Origin of the sequence: Litoreibacter arenae DSM 19593 (assembly GCF_000442275.2) — a bacterium.
Classification (GTDB): domain Bacteria; phylum Pseudomonadota; class Alphaproteobacteria; order Rhodobacterales; family Rhodobacteraceae; genus Litoreibacter; species Litoreibacter arenae.
In genome coordinates this window covers 335166-359808 of the sequence record NZ_KE557306.1, presented here as the reverse complement: position 1 = coordinate 359808, position 24643 = coordinate 335166, and the positions used below count along the sequence as shown (strand labels likewise).

The window sequence follows — 24643 nt, the reverse complement described above, 5'->3', positions numbered from 1 at the left end:
TGCCCGCCCCTTGCCAAGTTGGGCTGCGCGGTTTTTCAGCGTTTACGATCGGGCAACACAGTTGACGGGCTTCGCGAATGTCCTCCCAAGCCCTCATGCGGGCGCTTTTGGCGCAACGAAGCGCGTCTTGATTAAGATTAATGAGACCCCACGTAATGGTCTGTAATGTAAGATCAAATCTGACGCCTCTTATCGAGGCGCCAGTCCACACAAACAGGAGGCTCCCGCCATGAAGGGCTTTGTAGACAACATCGAATTACTGACTGAAGAGAACAACAATTTTCGTCAGGTCCTATATACGGGGAAGAACCTTCAACTGGTGCTCATGGCGATTAAGCCAGGCGAGGATATAGGCGAGGAAGTGCATGATGGGCACGACCAGTTCTTCCGGTTCGAAACCGGAGTTGGCGAGGTCTGGATCGACGGGGTTGCAAATGCGGTCAAAGCCGATGACGGCGTAATCGTTCCCGCCGGAGCCAAGCACAACGTGGTCAATACAGGGACAGAACCTTTGCGGCTTTACACGATTTATGGCCCGCCCGAACATATGGATGGCACCCTCCACCCCACCAAGGCAGAGGCCGAAGCGTCTGACGAGCACTTTGACGGGAAAACAACGGAGTAAGCCCTCGGTCCCCGTCAAACCCCGGCCAAGTAGGCTCCGTCAGCTAACCAGCGTCTCCGCGTTCAGCGACGACGCAAGCGAGGCGAAGCGAGCCTGCGCGACCTCTCCGAACAGGGCTTTGGTGTCGGGGTGGAGCTTCAACTTCAACAGCCGTTTTTTGGGATGCCACTTAAGCTGGCCCATAAGTTCAGGCCGTTGCACCGAGAACATGGCACCGAACCGCATAGCCTTGCCCAAAACTTCCGCATCACGCAGATCTTTCTCGGGCAGCAACTCGAACAGCTCCTGAAAGCGGGTTCCGGCGCGGGAGTTTTTGTAGCGGTGCAGTAGTGCTACCCCAAGGAATATGCGTCCCTGGTGATCCAGCCCGCCGAAATTGGCGCGGGTGGCGTTGTCGAAGCACACCTCTGCGCGGTAGTCGGGATGCGCCCGCCAACTGACATCGTGCAGCAAACAGGCGGCCTTGACCAAGCGGATACGCTCCGGCGACGCCTTGCTGAACAGCGGTTCAATAAAGCGATACAAGAACTTGCCGAAGCCGGGAATACGCGCGTTCATCGCCTCGTCGTAACGGCAGGCTTCGATCAATGGGTCGCGTCGCTTCAACTCGAACGGCATTTGCTCGTACAAAAGCCCCTCGCGGATACCATAGCTGGACACCGCAACGGACTTGGGCTTGAACCGCAAGATCAGCGATTTCAGCACCTGAGACGCAATCGGAACAAGCCGCATTCGCGCCTCAGAGTTGCCGGTCATGGCACGTAGCTCATCCACGGAAAATTCGCTAATCCACTTGACGGTTTGCAGGATGGATTTCGCGGTCATCCGGTATTCATGCAGCACCTTCAAAGGGTAGCCGCGGCGCTCCATATCGAGCCGTGCGATTGCCCGCCAGGAGCCGCCGACCAGAAACAACGTATCGTAGTCCCCGTCGATCTGCTCACGCAGGTCGTCGATGGTCTCGTCGATCAAAGCCTTGCGCGCCTTGGCCCCGCCCTTCATGCTCATCAGCTTCAAAGGGCCGATCTGGGACGACACGCGCCTGCCGACGACGCCATCCCCAAGCTCCGCCAGTTCCATCGACGAGCCGCCGATGTCACACATCAACCCGCGCGCTGTCGGCCAGCCCAGAAACACGCCCTGCGCGGAAAGCCTTGCTTCCTCGCTGCCTTCAGCGACCCACAGGTTCAACCCTGTTTCCCGAGCGACGTCGGCGCGAAAGTCCTCACCATCGGCGGCGTCGCGGACAGCGGCGGTGGCCACGCAGGTCATCGGTGACACGCCCATCCCCTTCGCCAAAAGTGAAAAACGACATAGCGCCGCCAAGGCGCGGTCGCGGCCCTCGGGGTTGAGATGGCCCGTCTCCGACAAGCCCGCGCCCAATCCGGCCATTACTTTTTCGTTAAAGAAATATGCGGGGCTACGCGCCGCGCCGTCAAATACGACCATCCGCACCGAGTTGGAGCCCACGTCAATGGCGCCCACACGTTTGAGAGCCTTGGCTTTCGGGTCGTTGAACAAGGGGCGCCCGAAGGGGCCGTCTTCATCGTGATATCCGTCCAAAAGCTCGTCCCGCTGTCGGTTCGTCGGTTTACGGGACAATGGCGGCTTGCAGGGTGGCACGTCAATGCGAAAGGACCACCGGCTCCAGAAACTGCAATTGCGCTGAGATAAGGACCGGAAACTCTAGAGCGGCCCACCACCGCTACGTTGATGATGAGCATCAGACTTGCGTAGAACAACTTTCTAAAACGAGCTGGGTTATGAAAATTTCTTCCCTATCTGCACGTTTGACAGTGCACGATCTAGACCGATATCCCGCGTACGATTCATTCGGAGAACGACCATGCTGCTGGAAACTTATGATTGGGGCCTTGATGCCCGCACCCTGCAATTGCTGTTCGGGCTTGGCCTTGGCCTGGTTTTTGGCGTCGCCGCCCAAATCTCGCGCTTCTGCCTGCGCCGCGCAGTTGCAGGTGACAGCGATGATCGCGGGACCGCGGGTGCGGTTTGGGTCACCGCTTTCGCAACGGCCATTTTGGCGTTCCAACTTGCGCAGTTCTACGGCTTGGTCGCAATCGAAGACCATCGCCTGCTGGCCAGTGACCTTGCCATTGCGGCCATCGTCATCGGCGGCGCGGCCTTCGGCGCTGGCATGGTCCTGACGCGCGGCTGCGTGTCCCGCCTGACGGTCCTCAGCGCCACCGGCAACCTGCGTGCGGTCATGGTGCTGCTGGTCTTTGCAATCACCGCCCACGCCATGCTGAAAGGCGTGCTTGCACCCGTGCGCACTACCTTGGGCTCCGTCACGGTCGAACTTCCGTTCACCTCACTTGCTGACCTTCCCGGCGGCGCTGCACTAAGCGGCGCGCTGGCCGTTCTCGCAGCCGTATGGCTGATCTGGCGCTTCCGCCCTGCTTGGCAGCATGTGCTGTTGGGCGGCATCATCGGCCTTGTTCCTGTTTTAGGCTGGGCCACCACAAGCGTCTTGCTGTTTGACGAGTTCGACCCGCTGGCCGTTCAATCCGCGGCTTTCACGCTGCCATGGGCCGACACGTTGTTCTGGGTCATCGCCTCCACAGCGGTGCCGGCGGGCTTCGGCACCGGATTTATCGGCGGTATCTTTGCCGGCAGTTTCGTCAGTGCGGCAGTGCGTGGCGAGTTGCAGGCCGTGTCCTTCGCCAATCCCGCAGAGACGACGCGTTATGCCTCTGGCGCAGTGCTTATGGGCTTCGGCGGAGTCCTTGCAGGTGGCTGCACAGTCGGCGCGGGGCTCAGCGGCTCCGCCGCGTTGAGCGTCGCGGCGCTGATCGCGCTGGCAAGCATAATCGCGGGCGCGTGGGCCACGAGCCGCGTGCTTTCGTCCACGCCTGTCGCCGTTCCAGCCTAGTCCGGTGTATGGGTCAGTTCGGGCACGTCCCCTGCCCCTGCTGACCCGCGCCCTGATAGCGACGGGTTCTCCATGAAGAAGCGGTGGCAGTTGAACGGGTTGTCCTGCCCCTCCACATCCGCCCGCACGTAAGAGCCGTCCGGCGAAAGCACCCAGCTTTGTGCGGTATCGGCCAGATTGGCCGCCATGATCTGGCTCATCACCTGCGCCTGCACCGTCTTGTTAGTGATCTCCACCAGCGTCTCCACGCGACGGTTCAGGTTCCGGCCCATCCAGTCTGCCGATGACATATAGACCTTGGCCTTTTTGGACGGCAGCCCGTGCCCGTTGCCAAAGCACACGATGCGGGAATGTTCCAGAAACCGACCAACGATGGATTTCACGCGGATGTTCTCGCTCAAGCCTTTGATACCCGGTCGCACGGCACAGATGCCCCGCACCACGAGGCTGATCTTCACCCCCGCCTGAGAGGCCCGATACAGCGCGTCGATCACATCCGCCTCGACCACGGCGTTCATCTTGGCCCATATCTCCGCAGGCTTGCCTTCGGCGGCGTAGTCGGCCTCCTTGTCGATCATCTTGATCAGCTTCTGCTTCATTCCCGTTGGCGACAGATACAGATTCTCCAGATGCTCGGGCTGGGCATATCCGCCGATATAATTAAAAACTTTGGTGGCATCGCGCCCCAGAGCCGGATCACAGGTAAACAGGCTCAGGTCGGTATATATCCGCGCGGTGATCGGGTGGTAGTTGCCGGTGCCGTAATGCGTGTAGGTGACCAGCGTATTGCCTTCGCGGCGCACCACGGTGCTGATCTTGGCATGGGTCTTGTAGTTGATGAACCCGTAGACCACATGCGCGCCGGAGCGTTCCAGCTTGCGTGACTGACGGATATTGGCCGCCTCGTCAAAGCGGGCTTTCAACTCCACCAGCGCGGTTACCGACTTGCCGTTTTCCGCCGCCTCGCAGAGCGCGTCCACGATGGGGCTCTCGTTCGAAGTCCGGTAGAGCGTCTGTTTGATCGCCACGACGTCAGGATCCCGCGCGGCTTGCGCCAGAAACCGGATCACCATGTCGAAACTCTCGTAGGGGTGATGCAGCAGCATGTCCTTCTGGCGGATCGCGGCAAACATATCCCCGTCATTGTCCTGCACCCGTTCCGGCACGCGGGGGCTGAACGGCGGCCACAGCAAGTCCGGCGGCGCGGCGGAGACCAATTCTGCAAGGTCCGCCAGCCCGATCATCCCCGAGATTTCCACCACGTCGGTCTCGGTCACTTCCAGCGATTTCATCACCAGATTGCGCAGCTTCGGCGGCGCGCCGGAGCTGACCTTCAGCCGCACCACCTCGCCACGGCGGCGGCGCTTCAACGCCACCTCGAATTCTCGCACGAGGTCTTCGGCCTCCTCCTCCACCTCCAGATCGCTATCCCGCAGCAGGCGGAAGGCGCAATGGCCGGTGGCCTCGTAGCCCGGAAACATCTCCCTGATCTTGAGCATCAGCAGCTGTTCCATCGGCAAGTAGCGTTGCTGGCCCGCCTCACAAGGCATCGAGATGAAGCGCTCGATCTGTGCGGGTATCGGCAGCAGTGCTTGCAATGTTCGCCCGTCGCTGGGGCGTTCCAGTTGCAACGCCAGCGAGAAACCTGCGTTGGGGATGAAGGGGAACGGGTGCGCCGGGTCGATCGCCAGAGGCGACAGGACGGGAAACACGTTCGACATGAAGTAGCTGTCCAGAAACGTGCGGTCCTCGTCGGTCAGGTCCGCCGCGTCCAACAGCCAGATGCCGCTGGTTTCCATCTCGTCCTTGAGTGCTTCCCAGACCTCGTCCTGCTTGTTGATCAGGGCGCGGGCGTTCAGGTTAATCAAAACCAACTGTTCTTCAGGCGTGCGGCCGTCAGAGGACGGCGTCCGGTTGCCTGCATTCGCCAACTCACGCAAGCCTGCCACGCGAACGGTGTAGAACTCGTCCAAGTTGGTGGAGGATATCCCCAAGAACCGCACCCGCTCCATCAACGGCACGCGCGGGTTTTGCGCCTCGTCCAGCACGCGCCAGTTGAACGCAAGCCAGCTCAGCTCACGGTTGAAAAAACGGGCCGGACCCTCTGCCTCGATCTCCACAGGCTCGGGGTAATCGGCGGTCAGAAAATCGGCACCGGACATAGGCTGCTTCTTGGGTTGGGAATGTAACATCACAGAGACGAATGTGGGCGTAAGCGGTCGAACTGTCCAGTGCGGCCGCGCTACTCCGCCGAAATCTGCGCCAGAACATCCCGAGCCAGCCCTTTGCCAATCGGGCGTTTTTCGGCCAAAGCCCGCGCGTCCATCGCCTCCACGAAGCCGCGCACCGCATCGAAACTGCGCGGCAGCCTAGGCAGGATGTAGCTCAGCAGATCGGGTTTCAACGCAATCTGGCGATCCGCAAACATCTTCATCACCAGCGCCATCAAAAGCGCATCGTCCAACGCCTCCAGCGTCGCAAGCGAAGTGCCTTCCATCCGGCTTTTCAGGTCGGGAAGGGCAAAATCCATCCGCGCAGGCGCAATCGCCGAGGTCACCAGAAGCGGATGCCCGGCCTCTTGCATCAGGTTATGCAGATGGAATGCTTGAGTCTCCGCCGCGCGATCCCCTGTAATTTGGTCGAGGTCTTCGACCACCAAAGGCCCCTGCGCCAACCCGGTTGGATCGTTCAAATCCTGAGCGTCGACCACGGCCGCACCAGTCTCTCGCGCCCAGACCATCGCCAGATGGGTCTTGCCTGATCCAGTAGGCCCGACCAGCACAAGTTTGCGAAGCGGCCAGCTTTCCCATGCCTCGACAGCGGCGACCGCCATGGCGTTCGCGTCGGACACAAAATAATCCTCGCGCCCGAGCGCTTCTTTGGCGGGCAAACTGAAAGCCAGTTGTTCGGGCATGAGCCTATTCCGGCCCCTCAGCGACGTCATCGCGATCCAGCCCGCGGTAAAGCAGGCTCTTGCGGTACTGCTCGGTTCCAAACCTCGCCAACACGCCCAAAGCGGCGGCAACGGGAACCGCAACAAGCATACCCACAAAACCAAACAGCGAGCCGAAGACCGACAGTGCGAACATCAGCCAGACCGGATGCAGCCCGACACTTTCGCCAACCAGCTTGGGCGTCAGAATGTTGCCCTCAAGGAACTGTCCCGCCGCGAACACGGCGGCGACCGCGCCGATCATCCACGGCTCGCCCCAGAACTGGAACAGCGCCAGCCCCACGGCCAGAACCCCGCCAACCACCGCACCGATATACGGAATAAACGAGATCAAACCCGCAATGAACCCGATCACAAGACCGAATTGAAGCCCGACAAGCATCAGCCCGACTGCATAGAATACACCCAGAATGGTGCAGACCGTAAGCTGGCCGCGCACGAAACTTGCCAGCGTCGTGTCAATATCCTTTGCAATTTGCCGGATTCGAGGGGCGTGATCGCGTGGCAGCAGCGTGTCGATCTTGGCGATCAGATTGTCCCAGTCGAGCAGCATGTAGAAGGCCACAACCGGCACGACAACGATGAACACAACCGCGTTGATGACGCCAAGCGCCGAGGAAAATACGCCTTTGGCGAATTCTCCGCCACGTTCCTGAATCGTCTTGCCGATTGAGGCCAGTGACTGCCGCAACGTCGATTCCGCATCGCCAAGCTCGGGAAACCTCTCTGAAAGGAAGTCGCGCAATCTGGCAAACAATTCAGGCGCGCTCTCGAACAGCTCGACAGCTTCGTTAACGATCATGGGAACGATCAGAACGGCCATCAGGACAAAGATCAAAATCGCAAAAACGCTGATGATGGAGGTGGCGACCACCCGGCTGGCGCCCCATCGCTCCAACCTGTCTGCCAAAGGGTCAAGCCCGTAGGCGATAGCGCCGCCGACGATAAAGGGCAAAATGACGTCGCCCAGAAACCATAACGCAATCATGGCCACCGCTGCCGCAATGCCCCAATATCTGAACTGTTGGCCGATCGGTAGCGCCATGTAGCCCCCTGTTTGAGCGTAGATGTGACCTATGGAGACGGCGGTTTCAAGGCTGGGCTGGCCGATAGGCGAAAAACATGGCGACGATGCCGCGCCTGCGCCGTGGGATTATCCGGCCAAAGCCCCACGGGATCACGGCAACGCGAACCTGCCCTGATCGACGCCGATGACCAGTGCAGCAATCAACAGCGTGATCGTCGGATAAAACCCCGCCGCAAATCCGAAGGCGCGCAATGGCGGCGAAATGTGATAGCCCAGCCAGAACATCACTCGCGTCACCGCGAAGGATGCGCCAAGAAACAACACCGCACCTCCCCCCAGCACCGACCCGATGAGCGGCCAAAGCAAGACGGCGAGCATCCCCTGCTCCACGGTGTTGCGTAACACGCGCTGGTCGATGTCTGCGGGGGATTCGGCGCGAAACGCCTCCCCGTCGATTATGGCGTCATCGAAGAACCTCCGCTGTGCCAGGCGACCGATCATCGCCAGCAGCACCACACCGCAGGGCAAGAACGCTAGCGACAACGCGTCCAGCAAAGGCATTTTCACCGCATGCGTTACCGCGCGCGCCAGCGGCACTGTTACCAGCGCCCAAAGAGTACCGGCGCCCATCCCCGCAAGAATGAGCGCCCGCTTGGTCACGCCGCGCGTGCCTTGCGGATCAGCGCAAGAATGTCCTTCGCCGCCTCGGGAATGTTCGTTCCGGGCCCGAAGATGGCTTTCACGCCTGCCTTGTAGAGGAAGTCATAATCCTGCTGCGGGATCACCCCACCGCAAATCACCAGAATGTCACCGGCACCGGCGGCGTTCAAAGCCTCTACCAGCTTGGGTGCCAGGGTCTTGTGTCCCGCCGCCTGAGAGCTGATCCCGATGACATGCACATCGTTGTCCACCGCATCCTGCGCGGCCTCTTCCGGCGTCTGGAACAATGGCCCCACATCCACGTCGAAGCCGATATCGGCAAACGCCGTGGCGATCACCTTGGCGCCACGGTCATGCCCGTCCTGCCCCATCTTGACCACCAGCATGCGCGGGCGGCGGCCTTCTTCCTCGGCGAAGTCCTCCACGTCTTTCTGGATCGCGGCGAAGCCCTCGTCGCCCTCATAGGCCGCGCCGTAGACGCCTGCCAAAGTCTTCACCTCCGCACGGTGGCGGCCGAATGCTTTTTCCATAGCCATGCTGATTTCTCCAACAGTTGCCCGTGCCCGCGCGGCGTCCACCGCCAGCGCCAGAAGGTTTCCTTCACCGGATTTTGCGCCCTCTTCCAACGCCGCCAAGGCCGCATCGCAAGCTGCTTGGTCCCGCGTGGCCTTGATCTTGTCGAGCCGCGCAATCTGGCTCAAACGAACCGCGACGTTGTCCACATCCAGAATGTCGATCGGGTCTTCCTTGTCCAAGCGGAACTTGTTGACGCCGACGATCACTTCCTCGCCACGGTCCACCTGCGCCTGACGCAGCGCGGCAGCTTCCTCAATGCGCAGCTTAGGCATGCCGGAGGCCACGGCCTTGGTCATTCCGCCCATTTCCTCGATCTCTTCGATGATTTTCCACGCCTCATCCGCCAGATCGGCGGTGAGTTTTTCGACGTAATATGACCCCGCCAGCGGGTCGACGACCTTGGTGACCTTGGTCTCGTTCTGCAAGATCAACTGCGTATTCCGCGCGATCCGCGACGAGAACGCGGTGGGCAGCGCTATGGCCTCGTCAAACGAGTTCGTGTGCAGCGATTGCGTGCCGCCCAGCACCGCCGACATGGCCTCATAGGCCGTGCGCACGATGTTGTTGTAGGGGTCTTGTTCCTGCAACGACACGCCAGAGGTCTGGCAATGCGTCCGGAGCATCAAGGAGCCTTCTTTCTTGGGGTTAAACTCGCTCATGATCTTGTGCCACAGGAACCGCGCCGCGCGCAGCTTGGCGGCTTCCATGAAGAAATTCATACCGATGGCGAAGAAGAACGACAGCCGTCCCGCAAACGCATCCACGTCCATGCCGTTGGCAATCGCCGCGCGCACGTATTCGCGACCGTCGGCCAGCGTGAACGCCAGTTCCTGCACCAAATTCGCGCCGGCTTCCTGCATATGGTAGCCGGAGATCGAGATCGAGTTGAATTTCGGCATGTCCGACGCGGTGAACGCGATGATGTCCGACACGATCCGCATGGATGGCTCGGGCGGGTAGATATAGGTGTTGCGGACCATAAACTCTTTGAGGATGTCGTTCTGGATGGTGCCGGACAGCACCGCGCGGTCATGGCCCTGCTCTTCTCCCGCGACGATAAACGACGCCAGCACGGGGATCACCGCGCCGTTCATGGTCATCGACACGGACACTTTGTCCAGCGGGATGCCGTCGAACAGGATTTTCATGTCCTCGACGCTGTCGATCGCCACACCGGCCTTGCCGACATCACCCACAACACGCTCGTGGTCGCTGTCATAGCCACGGTGCGTCGCCAGATCGAACGCGACCGAGACACCCTGCTGCCCCGCCTCCAGCGCCTTGCGGTAAAAGGCGTTCGACTCCTCCGCCGTCGAGAACCCCGCATATTGCCGGATCGTCCATGGACGCCCCGTATACATGGTCGAGCGCGGGCCACGGGTGAACGGCCCCTCGCCCGGCATGGACCCCATATGCTCTAATCCGGTTGCGTCCTCCTCGGTATAGACCGGCTGGATTGCAATGCCCTCGGGGCTGTCCCAGGTCAGATCTTCCAGCGGGCGGCCCCGCAACTCTTTCTCAGCGCGCGCTTGCCACGCCTTTTTCTTGTCCGTCATGGTGGCTTCCTTCTGTCATGTCTGACCCGCCGAATGTGCCTTCGGTCGGGTTGAGGTAGGTCACACGCGGACCCGCATCGGCTTGCAGCCAAGCGATATCCGCGCGGTAATCTTCTTGCAGTTTCCATGCCTGCGCGGCGTCGAACGGCATGTAGCGCGTGCCCTTGCCCGCAGAGGCAAGCCGCACTGCGCTGTCCAGATCGCCACGCTCGGCGGCGATCTTCGCCAGCTCCACCGCCGTGGCAGAGGCGTTGGCTTTGTGTATTTTCGCCATCGGCGCAAGCGCCACGTCGCGCCCGGCAAGGACGCCCAGCAACGGCGCAGGGTTGGCGGCCCACCCCTCGAACGGCCAGACGACGATCTTCGCATCGGGAAACGCCGCCTCAATATCGCCGATCACGTCGCGCCAGCGGCGCGGTTGGGTCACCAGCCGGTCGAGATCATCTGCGGCAGGCAGCATCGCCCCCGCCTTGATCCGAAATGCCAGTTGCGAGGCCCAGTGCAGGTCGTAGGCGCGGATGGCCAGTGCAATACTAACGCGGCGCCCCTCGAAAGCAGGGGCCAGACGCGCCAGACGCGTCCCGACCTGACCATAGAGCCGCACCGCATCCAGATTCTGCGCCATCGTGCCAATCAGGTTCTCTTCGCTCAAGACCAGCCGTCGTGCGCCTTCCTGCTCCAGCCGCGCGAATTCCATCCGCAACCGACCGCAGGACCGCTCTCCCAGACGTCTGTCCGCAGGTGTCAGCGTCGCCGGGTTCTTGACCAACCCCGCCAGCAATCCGCCGCGCGTCCGCTCCAGCCCCCAATAGGCGACCGATGCACACCGCATAGCCGGTCGCTGTCCGGCAAGCAGCATCTGCAAACTGGTCGAGCCGGTCCGGTGCGCCCCCAAATGTAAACAAATTTCCACAAAAACAGCCCCCAGATCACCGGACGCCCCATGTGTCCGGCTAGAGCAACCTTTTTGCGCCCAAAGGCTAACAAACGGCTTAATGCGTCTGGCTGGCGTATTTGTGCACAAAAGCGCCATTCCATTCCCGTAATTGCCCCCTATATTAGGGGCAGAGGGAGCCTTCATGAAACACGCTATACCATTTGTTTTATCTGCATTTTTTGCCACGCAAGGCACCGCCACGAGCTTGCCGGAAAACGTGCTTCTAGACCCTCTGGCAATCGGTCCATATGAAGCAGTTGACGCGAATTTGAGCGATTTTCTTTGGCTCAAGCGCGCCGTAGTCGTCTTTGCGGACACGCCCGCTGACCCGCGCTTCATCCGCCAGATCGAGCTTCTGGTGGAGCGACCAGCCCCCCTGATCGACCGCGAAGTGGTGATCTTGGTCGATACCGACCCCAAAAACCCGTCCGACATTCGTCTCAAACTTCGCCCGCGCGGCTTCATGATGGTGCTGGTCGGCAAGGACGGCGAAGTGGAGTTGCGCAAACCTTCCCCGTGGGACGTGCGCGAAATCACCCGCGCCATCGACAAGATGCCGTTGCGTCGGCAGGAACTGAAAGACAGGCGCGCGGCACAAGACGCTGAATTGAACGATTGATCGTGTGCTTCATTGCGCATTAACACAAAGGCACCTATATTAAGGACAGGATCGGCATGGTGCCCATCCAGCAGACCAAGAGGTGAGTGATATGTCCAGAACGCCAAAATCTCCTCCCCCTATGACTGGTCAGACGGGTCCGCGACCCGGCTACTAGGGTTAGGCTCTCGGCCCGTGCTGACGCGTAACGCGCGCAGGGCCGTTTCTCCACGCGCAAGCGCTTCCTGCTTTAGGGCGATATAGTCCGTATACATGCCTATGCGCTGCACCTGATCCATTTCCCGAAACAGATCGGACCGCAAGTCGTCGATGATGGCATCGACAGCGAACACCTGATTGTAATAGCCCACGACAGGCTGAATTACAGGTTCCGGCAGAAGATGGATGTCCGCGACGAGCGCCGTAAAGACGGTGTCATTGCGCTCGCTCGGGACGACGGGAATGTAGCTGTCATCGTCCTCCATCCCGCCAACGACCCTGCGCCAATTGGCTGTCAGGTCAAACTGCTTAAGCGCCAAGACGTAATGGTCGATCTCAGCGATCAGCGCGGTCTGCACGTCCTGCATCTTCTCCAGACGCCGGCGCCGCTCCCGCTTGCGGTTGCGGTAGCCGTTATAGATCCACCCCGACGCCAAGAAGAGTCCGCCGACAATCGCCTGCTGCACCCTCGGGTCGATGATATCATCCAGAACGGCCATCGCGGGTTATTCGAACTCCATGATAATTTCGTCCACGGCCAGATTTTCACCTGCATCCACGTTGATTTTGGAGACCTTGCCCTTGCGTTCCGCCCGCAGGATATTCTCCATCTTCATCGCCTCGACGGTGCAAAGCGCCTGACCTTCCTGCACCTCGTCCCCGACCTTCACGTCGACTTTGACGATCAGCCCCGGCATCGGGCAGAGCAGCAACTTGGATGTGTCCGCCGCAAGCTTTTCGGGCATCAGCGCGGCCAATTCAGCCTGACGTGGGGTGCGCACATGGACCTTCAGATCAGCCCCGCGATGCCGCATCCGGAACCCGCCCGAAATCTTCTCGGTCTTCAGCACCAGCTTTTTGCCGTCCACCTTCAGCTTGGCCAAGCTCTGGCCCGGCGTCCATTTCGACGTCACCCGGTGCTTGGTGCCGTCCACATGCTTGACGGTGGCGCCCTTCTTGTCGGCCTTGATCTTCACCTCGAAGCTGACGCCTTGCAGGGTCACTACCCAATCTTTGCCCACTTTGCGCCGGTGGTTGTCCATCGTGCCTGAAATCCGCGCGCGTCGAATCTCCGCGACGCGGTGCATGGCAGCGGCCGAGGACGCGATGCGGGCCAAGGTCTCTTGGGACAGCTCCACACCCTCGAACCCGTCGGGGTATTCTTCCTCAATGAACGCCGTGGTGATATCGCCCGACACGAACTTCGGGTGGTCCATCACGGCGGCGCAGAACGGCAGGTTGTGACCGATGCCCTCCACCTCGAAGCTGTCCAGGGCCACGCGCATATGCTCTATCGCGTCCGCACGGGTCGGCCCCCACGTGCAGAGCTTGGCAATCATCGGGTCGTAATACATCGAAATCTCGCCGCCCTCGTAGACGCCCGTGTCGTTGCGCACGGCGCCCTTGTCCGTGTGCTTTTCCTCCGGTGGGCGGTAGCGGGTCAGGCGGCCGATCGACGGCAGAAAGCCGCGATACGGGTCTTCCGCATAAAGCCGCGACTCCATCGCCCAGCCGTTCAGCTTGATGTCTTTCTGCTTCAACTTCAGCTTCTCGCCATAGGCGACGCGGATCATCTGCTCGACCAGGTCAACACCCGTGATCAGCTCAGTCACGGGATGTTCCACCTGCAAGCGGGTGTTCATCTCAAGGAAGTAGAAGTTGCGGTCGCCATCGACGATGAACTCCACGGTACCCGCGCTGGTATAGCCCACCGCCTGCGCCAGAGCGCAGGACTGCTCTCCCATCGCCTTGCGGGTCTTCTCGTCCAGAAACGGCGATGGAGCCTCCTCAATCACCTTTTGCTGGCGGCGCTGAATCGAGCATTCCCGCTCGCCCAGATAGATGCAATTGCCATGCGCGTCCGCCAACACCTGAATTTCGATATGGCGCGGCTGGGTGACGAACTTCTCGATGAAAATCCGGTCGTCACCAAAGGAACTCGCGGCCTCGTTCTTGGAGGACTGAAACCCCTCCCGCGCGCCATCGTCGTCCCACGCAATCCGCATCCCCTTGCCGCCGCCACCCGCAGAGGCCTTGATCATCACAGGATACCCGATCTCCTTGGAAATCTTCACCGCCTCTTCCGCGTCCTCGATCAGCCCCATATGTCCCGGCACGGTCGACACCTTCGCCTCTTGGGCGATCTTCTTGGAGGTGATCTTGTCCCCCATCTTCTCGATTGCGCCCTTGGGCGGCCCGATGAAGGCCACGCCCGCAGCCTCCAAAGCCTCGGCAAACTTGGCGTTCTCCGACAGGAAGCCGTAGCCCGGATGCACGGCCTCCGCGCCGGTTTCCTTGATCGCGGCCATGACTTTGTCGATGACGATATAGGACTGGTTGGCAGGGGCCGGGCCGATATGCACCGCCTCGTCCGCCATCTGCACATGCAGCGCCTGCGCGTCGGCATCAGAGTAAATCGCAACCGTCTTGATACCCATCTTGCGGGCGGTCTTGATGACACGGCAGGCGATCTCGCCGCGGTTGGCGATCAGGATTTTCTTGAACATGTGGTCAGTCCCCTCTTGCCCGGCCTGCTGGCCGGGGGTCTTGAATCAAAAAGGGCCGGGGCGCGCTTGTGCGCATCCCGACCCCGTTGGTCTGGTTGTCAGATGTGGTGTTAGCGGCGGCAGACGCCTGCGTCGTCGCAGAATACGCCAGCTGCGCCACCGATGACGGCACCGGTGAGTGCATCACCGCCTGTGGCTTTAGAAATGGCGGCACCTGCGCCTGCGCCCACAAGGCCGCGCTCTGCGTCGGTGTCACATGCAGACAGCGCGAAGGCTGCCGCGAATAGGGTTGGTACAATGAATGTCTTACGCATCGTGATTCTCCTCGATTGCTCTTGGAGACAAAACACCCGAACGCGGCGGAATGTTCCAAAAATTTTGGCCGCTGCGACTTCGGGCGGAAATTTGCGCGAGCCGTAGGGGAACGATGCGCGCTTTGCCGCCAATCACCAAAAAAAAGAGGCCTGCCATAATAGGCAGACCTCTTTAGAGGGGAAGGGTAACGGTTTTGTACATGCAGGCACATCTCTGTGCTGGAGGGATAAACCTGCCCTGTGACGATGCCCCGCCCTGACGCTGGTGAAAACAGCGATACTGCCCCAGCGTCAATTTGAGCATTTTTCCGCTCAATCGGGCCATATGGAAGCGCGAACCCGCCCATTATTCGATGAATTCTTCGTCAAAAGCGTTTGGGAAAGTCGCCCGAACCCGATTCACGTCAATCCGAAGCAGGGCGTCATAGCTCTTTGGATCAAAAGGATCTTCTGCAGGCACCACTTCCCGGCCGAACACCCAGTTGAGTCGTCCGGCATCCAGATTGCCCCGTTCGAACGGTTCCTCGCCGAAATGCTGCACCAGTGCCCATACAAACCCCGCATCCGCGCGCTTGTCGGCGGGGCGGCGGTCAGCGTAACGCTCCCTGCGGGTCAATGGTGTCGGACCATTTTTGTTATCCCGCCGAATCGTGAACTGGAAATCGGTTCCCGGCAGTCGGGACGGAAAGCCCTTGTGTTTCAGCATGGCGCGGCCCTCGTGCAAAGGCGATCATGACCCACAATGCCCCGCGCATGCCAAGAGGCCGCGCAGACGCGTCGGTTCGGGCTACGGATGTCGGATGGGAAACCGGCTGCGCGCGAGAACCGCGCCATGGGCCAAAAGGGGTTTTGCGGGGCGGTGCGAAACGCCCGCCCCGCAAATATATTAGTACTTGTTGTAGACTGGCTCTTGCTGAACCGGCTCAACAATAACAACTTCTTCTTCTTGCTGGCCGCCGCATGCTGCGACAACTGCGACGAAGCCGAGGGCTGCGAGTGCTTTGATGCTCTTGGACATCTGGGTCTCCTGTTTTTGTCTGGCGAATCGTTAGTGGGGCTAATCCCCACTCCTTCCTCGCACACTTTAGGGGTCACAGAAATGTAACCTGCCTGCAAGGTAGCCGTTCCATTGACAAAAAAATATATCTTCAATGTGTCAATATCGCGATGTGTTGCGAATGAAGCATCACGGCCACAGGTTGAGCTATATGCGCCAAGATATTGTGTTTCAGTCATAATCCAACCCAAACGCAGGTATCGCCATCCACCGAGAACGCATCGAAATACTGAACCACATTCGGCACAGTTTCGCCGAATGGCACCCTGCCTGACGCAACAGAGACGATTATTTCACGCGCATTGGGTGCCGATTCAGCAACAATCCGAAGTCCTTCGCTGTCACACAGCGACTGAAAGTCGGCTTCGATCACCTCAAAACCAAATTTCTCTTTATCCGCAATCCCTGGCGCGACCAGACGGATACGGACGATTCTGCGCTCCGGCCTGTCAGCCTCCGCCGGCTCGAACAGGATTTCGTGCGGCTCATACTCGACCGCTGAGACGGCACGCAGGGGCGGCTGCTCCGCCAGAATCGGCGTAGTGACAAAGGCCGATCCGATCAGCGTCATTCTCAAAACGCATGTCAGTTGTCGCGCAAAGCCTCGATCAGTTCGTCCTTGTTCATGTCCGAGCGCCCCTCGATCTCCAACTCCTGCGCGCGCTCGTAAAGCGCATCCTTTGTCCACTCCTCGTAAGGCGGAGCCTTGCCGCCCTTCTTCGACGGCTGCTGATCGTCCGACGCCTGCGCATTTGCGATCCGCGCGGCCTTTTCCTTCGACGCTCCGTCCTCGCGGAGCGCTTCGTAAGTGTCTTCGTCCTTGATGCTGGGTCTGTCTGCCATGGTGGTCTCCTTCGCCGACCAACGCACACTCAACGGCCCTTGTTCCCGGTACCGTCCCCATCATTGCTTCAAAAATACCTCGGGGGTGCGGGGGCGGAGCCCCCGCGTGTCGGCGCGGCAAAGCCGCGGCGAAACCCCGATCACAAAGGAATGTTGTCATGCTTCTTCCACGGGTTCTTCAGCGACTTGCCCCGAAGCGACGCAAACGCCCGCGCCACCCGTTTGCGAGTGGAATGCGGCATGATCACCTCGTCGATAAACCCTTTCTCAGCGGCCACGAACGGGTTGGCGAAGCGATCCTCGTAATCCGCCGTCCGCGCCGCGATCTTGTCGGCATCCCCAAGTTCGGTGCGATACAATATCTCCACCGCCCCCTTGGCCCCCATCACCGCGATCTCGGCGGTGGGCCACGCGTAGTTGAAGTCGCCGCGCAGGTGCTTGGACGCCATCACGTCATAGGCCCCACCATAGGCTTTGCGGGTAATCACCGTCACTTTCGGCACTGTCGCCTCGCCATAGGCGAACAGCAATTTGGCACCATGCTTGATGACGCCGCCATATTCCTGAGACGTCCCCGGCAGAAAGCCCGGCACGTCGACCAGCGTCAGGATCGGAATCTCGAACGCATCGCAGAACCGCACGAACCGCGCAGCTTTGCGGCTGGAGTCGATATCCAGACACCCCGCCAGCACCATCGGCTGGTTGGCCACGACACCCACGGTCTGCCCTTCAAGGCGGATAAAGCCGGTCAGGATGTTCTTGGCGAAATTCTCCTGTATCTCGAAGAAATCCCCCTCATCCGCCAGCTTGGTGATCAGCTCTTTCATGTCATAGGGACTGTTCGCGTTGGTCGGCACCAGAGTATCCAGGCTCTCCTCGATCCGCGCAGGGTCATCGAAGAACGGGCGCACCGGCGCTTTCTGGCGGTTGTTAAGCGGCAGGAAATCCACCAGCCGCCGCGTCTCCGCCAGCGCTTCCACATCATTCTCGAACGCACCATCCGCCACCGAGGATTTGCGCGTATGCGTCGACGCCCCGCCCAATTCCTCCGCCGTGACGACCTCGTTGGTCACGGTTTTCACCACGTCGGGGCCGGTCACGAACATATAGGACGAATCTTTCACCATGAAGATGAAGTCCGTCATCGCGGGCGAATACACCGCGCCCCCCGCACATGGCCCCATGATCAGGCTGATCTGCGGCACCACGCCCGAAGCCATGATATTGCGCTGGAACACTTCCGCATATCCGGCGAGCGAGGCGACCCCCTCCTGTATCCGCGCTCCGCCGGAATCGTTGATCCCGATTACCGGCGCGCCGTTCTGGATCGCCATGTCCTGAATTTTGCAAATCTTCTGCGCGTGGGTCTCCGACAGCGATCCGCCAAACACCGTAAAGTCTTGGGAGAACACATAAACCAGACGCCCGTTAATGGTTCCCCACCCGGTCACCACGCCGTCGCCTGCGGGGCGTTCCTGCTCCATACCAAAGTCGGTGCAGCGGTGGGCGACGAACATGTCGAACTCTTCGAAACTGTCCTCGTCCAGCAGCAGCTCGATGCGCTCGCGGGCGGTCAGCTTGCCCTTGGCGTGCTGCGCGTCGATGCGCTTTTGCCCGCCACCAAGGCGCGCCACTTCGCGGCGGTCTTCCAATTCGCTGATGATATCTTTCATGGCGCGGGCCTCCCGTATAAGTTGCGCAGAACCTACACCCGCGCCGCGCTGCGGCAAAGGGACAATCGGCAAATTTGCAAATAACGCAAACCCGTTCAGCAGAATACTGCAAAACTGCAAATTGCTAAACTATCGGGTTCACTTTTTCATATCAGCTCCTAGTCTCATCCCAATGAGTTACTCGTCCGCGCGACTATTTGATCGCACCACCCCACCGCATATCGTAACACTCGTGCTTCTGGCCGGTGTATCTGCGTTGAACATGTCGGTCTTTCTGCCGTCCCTGCCTGCAATGACGCAGGCGTTTGAGACCGAATACGGCGTCATGCAGCTGTCAATCTCGCTCTATCTGGCCTGCACCGCCGCGCTGCAAATGGTTATCGGCCCGATGTCCGACCGCTACGGTCGCCGCCCCATTGTCCTGGCCACGCTGGTCATTTTCGCATTGGCGTCGCTCGGCTGCTATCTGTCCACCTCGATCGAGATGTTCCTCACCTTCCGCATGATCTCCGCCGCCGTCGCCGTCGGCATGGTCATGTCGCGCACCGTCGTGCGCGACGTCGTCCCCATGGCCGAGGCCGCGTCGATGATCGGCTACGTCACCATGGGCATGTCGCTGGTCCCGATGGCTGCCCCGACATTGGGCGGATTTATTGACGAGTTTTTCGGCTGGCGCGCCATCTTCCTGTTCACCTTCGCCCTCGGCGCAGCGATGACGCTGCTCTGCTGGGTGGATCAGGGCGAGACAAACCAAGAAAAATCCGTCAGCTTCACCGAACAATTCGCTGATTACCCAGAGCTTTTTACGTCCCTGCGTTTCTGGGGTTACGCCTTGGCCGCCGCCTTCGCATCCGGCGCGTTCTTCGCGTTCCTTGGCGGCTCGCCCTATGTGGCGTCGGTCGTCTACGAGCTGCCGCCAACCACAACCCGCTACCTCTTCGGCGTCCCTGCCATCGGCTATTTCGTCGGCAACATGATCTCCGGCCGCTACTCCGTCAGCATCGGCGTAAACCACATGGTCCTGATCGGCGCGGCTCTGCTGGTCTTCGGCATGGCCGCGTCTTTGGTAGTTACTGCAATAGGTTACGGCTCGGCTTTCACGTTCTTTTCCTTCTGCACCTTCGTGGGCCTTGGCAACGGCATGGTGCTGCCCAACGCCACCGCCGGTTTGCTGTCGGTGCGCCCGCATCTGGCAGGCACCGCATCAGGTGTCGGCGGCGCGATCATGATCGGCGGCGGCGCAGCGCTTGCCGCCCTCGCAGGCGCCCTGCTCGAGCAAGGCCATGGCAGCTATCCGCTGCAATGGGTCATGCTGCTCAGCACCATCGCCAGTCTCGTTTGCATCCTGCTGGTCATGCGCCGCGATCCATAACCGCAGCGCTTGAGCCGCGGCTTTGCAAAGGCTATGACGCCCATAGCAAAACTGCAAAGGCACGCCGCACATGGCCCCACGCAAACTCTATGCAGGCACCAAGCTGCGGGAACTCCGCACCCGTATGAGCCTGACCCAAAAGGCTTTTGCCGCCAAGCTCGGCGTGTCGCTGCCCTATCTCAACCAGATGGAAAACAACAACCGGCCCGTTTCCACATCCGTGGTTCTCGCCATGGCCAGCGAGTTCGGCTTTGACGTGACGGAGCTTTCCACTGGCGACGCCGAGCGCTTGGTCACCGACATGTCGGAGGCCCTGTCCGATCCGATCTTCGCCGAAATCGCCCCGCCCCTGGCCGATCTGCGCCTTGCCGCATCGAACGCGCCCGCCCTGTCCCGCGCCTTCATCGAGTTGCACCGCGCCTACCGCCAGACCCACGAGCGCCTCGCCTCGCTGGACGAAGTGTTGGGTCAGGAAGCGACGAATTTGCAACCCAGCCCGTGGGAAGAGGTCCGCGATTTCTTTCACTATTGCGACAATTACATCGACGCCGTCGATCGCGCCGCCGAGCGCTTCGCCAGCACCATCGAGGGCGACGTCCTGCGCACGGGAAACCTGAAATTTGAACTCGTTTTTACCGACAGCAAGCGCTTGCGCCGCTACGATCCCGTCAGCAACACCTTGCGTTTGGCGGCAAGCTCTGCCCCGTCCACCCAGCGCTTCCAACTGCTGCACCAGATTGCACTTCTAGAACAAAACGAGCTTCTGGAAGCCACCCTCGACCTCGCCCGCTTCCAGACCGACGCCGCCCGCCATATCGCCAAGATCGGCCTCGCCAACTACTTTGCCGGTGCAGCACTCATGCCCTACACCGCCTTTCTGGAGGCGGCGCAAACCACACGCCACGATCTCGAACAGCTCGCCGACCAGTTCGGCGCGTCGATCGAGCAGGTCGCCCACCGCCTCTCCACCCTGCAACGCCCCGGCGCCAAGGGCATCCCGTTCTTCTTCGTGCGCGTCGACCAAGCCGGCACCATCACCAAACGCCACTCCGCCACGCGCCTGCAATTCGCCCGTTTCGGCGGTCCGTGCCCGCTGTGGAACGTCCACCGCGCGTTTGAAACCCCCGGCCGCTTCCTGCGCCAACTGGCCGAGACGCCCGACGGTGTGCGCTACATCTCCATCGCCCGCGACGTGTCCAAACCCGGCGGCAGCTTCACCGCGCCGACCCGTCGCTACGCGATCGCCTTGGGCTGCGAGATGACCCATGCAAGCGCTCTCGTCTATGCCGACGACATGCTCCCCGCCAGCCCACAAGCGTTTGAGCCCATCGGTATCTCCTGCCGCATCTGCCCGCGCCGCGATTGCCACCAACGCTCCGTCCCGCCCTTGGAAAGCAAGCTCAGCGTCGATCACGACCAGCGCGGCACCTTGCCCTACACAGTCGAATAATGCGCCTGCTCCTTCGCCTCGCCGTACTGCTGGCACTGTTCTTCGGCGCGTATTTCACGCTGGAACGCCTGTTGGTCTACCCTCTCGACCCGCGTGCCATCACCCCTTCGGATTCGCGCATCGCCGTGACCAAGGTCGGCAGCATGATCGTCTGGACCGCCGCACCCCAGCGCGGCAAGCCGACGATCCTCTATATCCACGGCAATGCGGGCCACGTCGCCAAACGCACAGCCCGTTTCCAGCGGCTGATGGATCGCGGCTACGGCCTTGTGGCCCCCAGTTTGCGCGGCGGCAACGGCAGCAAGGGCTGGCCGACCGAGGCAGGCATTACCGCCGACATGACCGCGCTGTACACAGCGATAACCAACGGCCAGCTCACCGGAACACCCACCACGCCGATCCTCTATGGCGAAAGTATCGGTGCCGCCGTCGCCATCCAGCTTGCAACGACGAACAGCCCCAAAGCCGTCATCCTCGAGTCGCCCTTCACCTCCCTCAAGGACGTCGCCGCGCATCTGCATCCGCAATTGCCGCTGGCGACGGGCCTGATGCTCAGTCGCTGGCCCAGCATCGACCGCGCCCCTAAGGTCAAAGCCCCGCTGCTGATCCTGCACGGCACCCGCGACAATCTGATACCGCCCTCCATGGGCCGCGCCATCCTTGCCGCCGCGGGCTCCTCCCAGAAGGAGCTTTACCCGGTTCAGGGCGCGGGCCATATCAACATATGGACCGGTGATGCGCAGCGCCGTATGTACAAGTTTCTACGCCAGTTCTGAGGGCCGCCACGATGGATCACCACGCAAAATACCCCGGCCTCTCCGACCTCAAGGCCCGCGCCCGCAAGCGCATCCCGCATTTCGTCTGGGAATATCTCGACAGCGCAACCGGTCAGGAAGCCACGCTGCAACGCAACCGCACCAAACTGGACGAGGTGCTGCTGCGCCCCTCCATCCTGCATGGTGAGTTCACGCCCGACCTGTCCACAACCTTCCTTGGCCGCGACTACAAGCTGCCCTTCGGCATCGCGCCCGTCGGCATGTCCGGCCTGATCTGGCCCGGCGCCGAACGCCTGCTGGCCCAGGAGGCCGCCCGCCAAGGCATCCCCTATTCCATGTCCACCGTCGCCACCCAAACGCCCGAGGACGTCGCCCCGTATCTGGGCGAGGACGCATGGTTCCAGATGTACCCTCCCCGCGACCCCGACATTCGTAAAGACATGATGAAACGCGCCAAGGCGGCAGGCTTCAACACGCTGATTATGACCGTCGACGTCCCCGTGGCCTCCCGACGCGAACGCCAGACCCGTGGCGGCTTGACCCAGCCCCCGCGACTGACCGGCCGTCTTGCCCTGCAGGCGGCGCTGCGCCCCGCGTGGCTCAACGGAATCCGCAAAACCGGCATGCCCCGCATGAAGCTGATGGACAGTTACGCCGAGCAGACCACCAGCCTGTCCTCGACCGAGCATGTCGGCTACCTGCTTCGCACCTCGCCCGACTGGGACTACGTCAAATACCTGCGCGACGAATGGGACGGTCCGCTGATCGTCAAGGGCGTGTGCAACGCCGACGACGCCGCGCGGCTGCAAGACGAGGGCGTCGACGCGCTCTGGGTCTCCAACCACGCAGGCCGCCAGTTCGACGGCGGGCCGTCCACCATTGAAGCCCTCCCCCACGTCCGCGCCGCCACCACCCTGCCGCTGGTCTTCGACAGCGGCATTGAGGGCGGTCTGGATATCCTCCGCGCCATAGCGCTCGGTGCCGATTTCGTCATGATGGGCCGCCCGTGGCACTACGCGCTCGGAGCCTTGGGCGACAAGAGGGCGTCGACGCGCTCTGGGTCTCCAACCACGCAGGCCGCCAGTTCGACGGCGGGCCGTCCACCATTGAAGCCCTCCCCCACGTCCGCGCCGCCACCACCCTGCCGCTGGTCTTCGACAGCGGCATTGAGGGCGGTCTGGATATCCTCCGCGCCATAGCGCTCGGTGCCGATTTCGTCATGATGGGCCGCCCGTGGCACTACGCGCTCGGAGCCTTGGGCGACGCTGGCCCCGCCCATCTGGCCGATATGCTGGCCAAGGACATGGCATCGAATATGGGGCAGTTGGGTACCAGAAGCCTTGGTGACATCAAGAACCGCATAATTTAGCGATTTTCGACACAGCATCGCCACCTTCGCGAGGCATCACTCGCCAAAGCGTAAACGAAGGCAGGCGATATGAGTGGCAAGTCAAAACCCGAAATGAACCCGGAAGAAGGTCAAAAGGCGATATTCGATCTGATCAAAGGCGTCATGGGCGCAACCGAAAAGCAAGATTTGGCAGGGCTTGAAGCGATCATAGGAAAGCTGGGCGATATCGTCGATGCAACGGATATCGACATCCCCGGATTTGCGGCGCAGCAAGCCGCTTTGCAGGAGGGAACCCGGAACGCCCGGCATCATACGGAAAACACGCAAGCCGCGCTGTGGGTCGGGGATCTGGAACGCGCAGATGCGCTCCTGCTTGAGGGGCCGGAGATGGATATGAACGTCATGGGCATTACTGTCGCTGAGAACGATGAATACGACGAAGACATGAGCGAGGACGAGCTTCAGGCTTTCCTTGCCGAAGCAGGGCTGGAGGCCATCGACCTTGAAGACCCATTTATCGAAGGCCCAGACCTCTACGAACAAATCGCACTCGGGACACAGGGCGCAATCGACGAATTCCTGCGGTCGGGTGCCGATCCGAACCTACCATCCGGTCCTCCGCAGCACACTGCCCTTCTGGCGGCGCTCGACGCCCCCGGCAGAAAGGTCGAAAACATCGCCCCGCTGATCGCCGCCGGAGCAGACGCTGGAATCCTGCACCCCGACGGGGACAATGCACTGTCATGGGCGATGGGTTACCACCATCTCGAAACGGTCACGCAAGACAGTGAAGCCGCGCTGATGGCGTTGCTCGCAAACCACGGGGCAGATGTTAATCACTGTCCAGCCGGACACTGGTCCGTCTTGCACCGCGCGATTATCCAAGGCGGCGCGGCGCAAGTTGCGGCTCTACTGCCATTGGGCGCAGACATCACCAAATGCCTCCCAGAAGGTTTCGAGCCGCGGAAGCTGGCACACGCAACCCCGCTCATGCTCGCTGCGTCCAAGCCAGAGGTTTTGCGTCTTCTTCTGGATGCCGACGCCGACCCGCGGATCCCGGATGCAATAGGACGCCTGCCGGTTGACTTTATTCAACATCAAGCATCGGCCGCCCGCGCTCGCGCCACAGACGACTGGACCAACGCTCATGCAGCAGCTTTGGAAGAATCACTGCAGTTGGTTCGGGATCATTTGCGACAGCGTTAGCGCCAACAAAAACCTGCCGCTATCCAGTCATAGCCAGTTTACGCAACGCAACT

Annotated in this window: 24 protein-coding genes; 9 read left to right on the top strand and 15 right to left on the bottom strand. The window is 61.0% G+C overall.

Annotation, left to right across the window (positions count from 1 at the left end; all coding sequences use genetic code 11):
• Nucleotides 1-229: 229 nt before the first annotated feature.
• Nucleotides 230-625, top strand: coding sequence for a cupin domain-containing protein (locus tag THALAR_RS01855; RefSeq protein WP_021099770.1), 396 nt, complete (start codon nucleotides 230-232; stop codon nucleotides 623-625).
• A 39-nt stretch (nucleotides 626-664) separates the two neighbouring features.
• Here the strand turns inward: THALAR_RS01855 and THALAR_RS01850 are convergent, their stop codons facing one another.
• Nucleotides 665-2227: a Ppx/GppA family phosphatase gene (locus THALAR_RS01850; RefSeq protein WP_051153552.1), complete on the bottom strand. Its 1563-nt coding sequence runs from the start codon at nucleotides 2225-2227 to the stop codon at nucleotides 665-667.
• Nucleotides 2228-2471: 244 nt separating this feature from the next.
• Between THALAR_RS01850 and THALAR_RS01845 the strand changes: the two genes are divergently transcribed.
• On the top strand, nucleotides 2472-3515 hold the full coding sequence (locus THALAR_RS01845; RefSeq protein ID WP_021099768.1) for a YeeE/YedE family protein: 1044 nt from the start codon (nucleotides 2472-2474) through the stop codon (nucleotides 3513-3515).
• Here the strand turns inward: THALAR_RS01845 and THALAR_RS01840 are convergent.
• The 6 genes from THALAR_RS01840 to THALAR_RS01815 form a co-directional block, all read right to left on the bottom strand.
• The gene (locus THALAR_RS01840; protein ID WP_021099767.1) at nucleotides 3512-5677 is read right to left on the bottom strand and encodes an RNA degradosome polyphosphate kinase; all 2166 of its coding nucleotides are present in this window, start codon (nucleotides 5675-5677) and stop codon (nucleotides 3512-3514) included. The two genes, THALAR_RS01845 and THALAR_RS01840, sit on opposite strands and share 4 nt — an antisense overlap.
• Before the next feature lie 80 nt (nucleotides 5678-5757).
• Entirely contained in the window at nucleotides 5758-6429 is a 672-nt protein-coding gene (locus THALAR_RS01835) for a P-loop NTPase family protein (protein ID WP_021099766.1), read from the bottom strand.
• A 4-nt stretch (nucleotides 6430-6433) separates the two neighbouring features.
• Nucleotides 6434-7513 (bottom strand): AI-2E family transporter, encoded by a 1080-nt coding sequence (locus THALAR_RS01830; protein ID WP_021099765.1) that lies wholly within the window; start codon nucleotides 7511-7513, stop codon nucleotides 6434-6436.
• A gap of 132 nt (nucleotides 7514-7645) precedes the next feature.
• Entirely contained in the window at nucleotides 7646-8155 is a 510-nt protein-coding gene (locus THALAR_RS01825) for an MAPEG family protein (protein WP_021099763.1), read from the bottom strand.
• Nucleotides 8152-10287 carry a methylmalonyl-CoA mutase gene (gene scpA, locus THALAR_RS01820; RefSeq protein ID WP_021099762.1) on the bottom strand — a complete coding sequence of 712 codons (2136 nt, stop codon included), beginning with the start codon at nucleotides 10285-10287 and terminating at the stop codon, nucleotides 8152-8154. The genes THALAR_RS01825 and scpA overlap by 4 nt, the downstream gene beginning before the upstream one ends.
• Entirely contained in the window at nucleotides 10250-11119 is an 870-nt protein-coding gene (locus THALAR_RS01815; RefSeq protein ID WP_021099761.1) for a hypothetical protein, read from the bottom strand. The genes scpA and THALAR_RS01815 overlap by 38 nt, the downstream gene beginning before the upstream one ends.
• A 373-nt stretch (nucleotides 11120-11492) precedes the next feature.
• On the opposite strand from THALAR_RS01815, the gene THALAR_RS01810 reads away from it, so the two are divergent.
• Nucleotides 11493-11843, top strand: a complete 351-nt coding sequence (locus tag THALAR_RS01810) for a DUF4174 domain-containing protein (RefSeq protein ID WP_322786908.1) — start codon at nucleotides 11493-11495, stop codon at nucleotides 11841-11843.
• Between the two features lie 119 nt (nucleotides 11844-11962).
• Here the strand turns inward: THALAR_RS01810 and THALAR_RS01805 are convergent, their stop codons facing one another.
• From THALAR_RS01805 to THALAR_RS01775, 8 genes are all read right to left on the bottom strand, one after another.
• The gene (locus tag THALAR_RS01805) at nucleotides 11963-12541 is read right to left on the bottom strand and encodes a hypothetical protein (RefSeq protein WP_021099759.1); all 579 of its coding nucleotides are present in this window, start codon (nucleotides 12539-12541) and stop codon (nucleotides 11963-11965) included.
• Nucleotides 12542-12547: 6 nt separating this feature from the next.
• Entirely contained in the window at nucleotides 12548-14548 is a 2001-nt protein-coding gene (locus tag THALAR_RS01800; RefSeq protein WP_021099758.1) for an acetyl-CoA carboxylase biotin carboxylase subunit, read from the bottom strand.
• Between the two features lie 110 nt (nucleotides 14549-14658).
• Nucleotides 14659-14862, bottom strand: coding sequence for a hypothetical protein (locus THALAR_RS01795; RefSeq protein WP_021099756.1), 204 nt, complete (start codon nucleotides 14860-14862; stop codon nucleotides 14659-14661).
• A 346-nt stretch (nucleotides 14863-15208) separates the two neighbouring features.
• Nucleotides 15209-15568 (bottom strand): hypothetical protein, encoded by a 360-nt coding sequence (locus tag THALAR_RS01790; protein WP_021099755.1) that lies wholly within the window; start codon nucleotides 15566-15568, stop codon nucleotides 15209-15211.
• A 180-nt stretch (nucleotides 15569-15748) separates the two neighbouring features.
• Nucleotides 15749-15880 carry a hypothetical protein gene (locus THALAR_RS18920; protein WP_281177777.1) on the bottom strand — a complete coding sequence of 44 codons (132 nt, stop codon included), beginning with the start codon at nucleotides 15878-15880 and terminating at the stop codon, nucleotides 15749-15751.
• Between the two features lie 214 nt (nucleotides 15881-16094).
• A complete protein-coding gene (locus THALAR_RS01785) occupies nucleotides 16095-16490 on the bottom strand; it encodes a DUF6497 family protein (protein ID WP_021099754.1) in 396 nt (131 codons plus the stop codon).
• Between the two features lie 14 nt (nucleotides 16491-16504).
• On the bottom strand, nucleotides 16505-16762 hold the full coding sequence (locus tag THALAR_RS01780) for a DUF7218 family protein (protein WP_021099753.1): 258 nt from the start codon (nucleotides 16760-16762) through the stop codon (nucleotides 16505-16507).
• 140 nt (nucleotides 16763-16902) lie between these two features.
• On the bottom strand, nucleotides 16903-18435 hold the full coding sequence (locus THALAR_RS01775; protein ID WP_021099752.1) for an acyl-CoA carboxylase subunit beta: 1533 nt from the start codon (nucleotides 18433-18435) through the stop codon (nucleotides 16903-16905).
• Nucleotides 18436-18607: 172 nt separating this feature from the next.
• Here THALAR_RS01775 and THALAR_RS01770 point away from each other — a divergent pair, with 172 nt between their 5' ends.
• The 6 genes from THALAR_RS01770 to THALAR_RS01750 all read left to right on the top strand — a co-directional run bounded on the left by THALAR_RS01770 (nucleotide 18608) and on the right by THALAR_RS01750 (nucleotide 24590).
• Complete coding sequence (locus THALAR_RS01770; RefSeq protein WP_040816998.1) at nucleotides 18608-19807, top strand: multidrug effflux MFS transporter; 1200 nt, start codon at nucleotides 18608-18610, stop codon at nucleotides 19805-19807.
• Between the two features lie 70 nt (nucleotides 19808-19877).
• Complete coding sequence (locus THALAR_RS01765) at nucleotides 19878-21257, top strand: helix-turn-helix domain-containing protein (RefSeq protein WP_021099750.1); 1380 nt, start codon at nucleotides 19878-19880, stop codon at nucleotides 21255-21257.
• Entirely contained in the window at nucleotides 21257-22033 is a 777-nt protein-coding gene (locus THALAR_RS01760; protein ID WP_021099749.1) for an alpha/beta hydrolase, read from the top strand. Before THALAR_RS01765 ends, THALAR_RS01760 begins: the two co-directional genes overlap by 1 nt.
• Nucleotides 22034-22044: 11 nt before the next feature.
• Nucleotides 22045-23232 carry an alpha-hydroxy acid oxidase gene (locus tag THALAR_RS01755; protein ID WP_021099748.1) on the top strand — a complete coding sequence of 396 codons (1188 nt, stop codon included), beginning with the start codon at nucleotides 22045-22047 and terminating at the stop codon, nucleotides 23230-23232.
• 20 nt (nucleotides 23233-23252) lie between these two features.
• Nucleotides 23253-23402, top strand: coding sequence for an alpha-hydroxy-acid oxidizing protein (locus THALAR_RS18995; RefSeq protein WP_021099747.1), 150 nt, complete (start codon nucleotides 23253-23255; stop codon nucleotides 23400-23402).
• Nucleotides 23403-23471: 69 nt separating this feature from the next.
• The gene (locus THALAR_RS01750) at nucleotides 23472-24590 is read left to right on the top strand and encodes an ankyrin repeat domain-containing protein (protein ID WP_021099746.1); all 1119 of its coding nucleotides are present in this window, start codon (nucleotides 23472-23474) and stop codon (nucleotides 24588-24590) included.
• Nucleotides 24591-24643 lie beyond the last annotated feature (53 nt).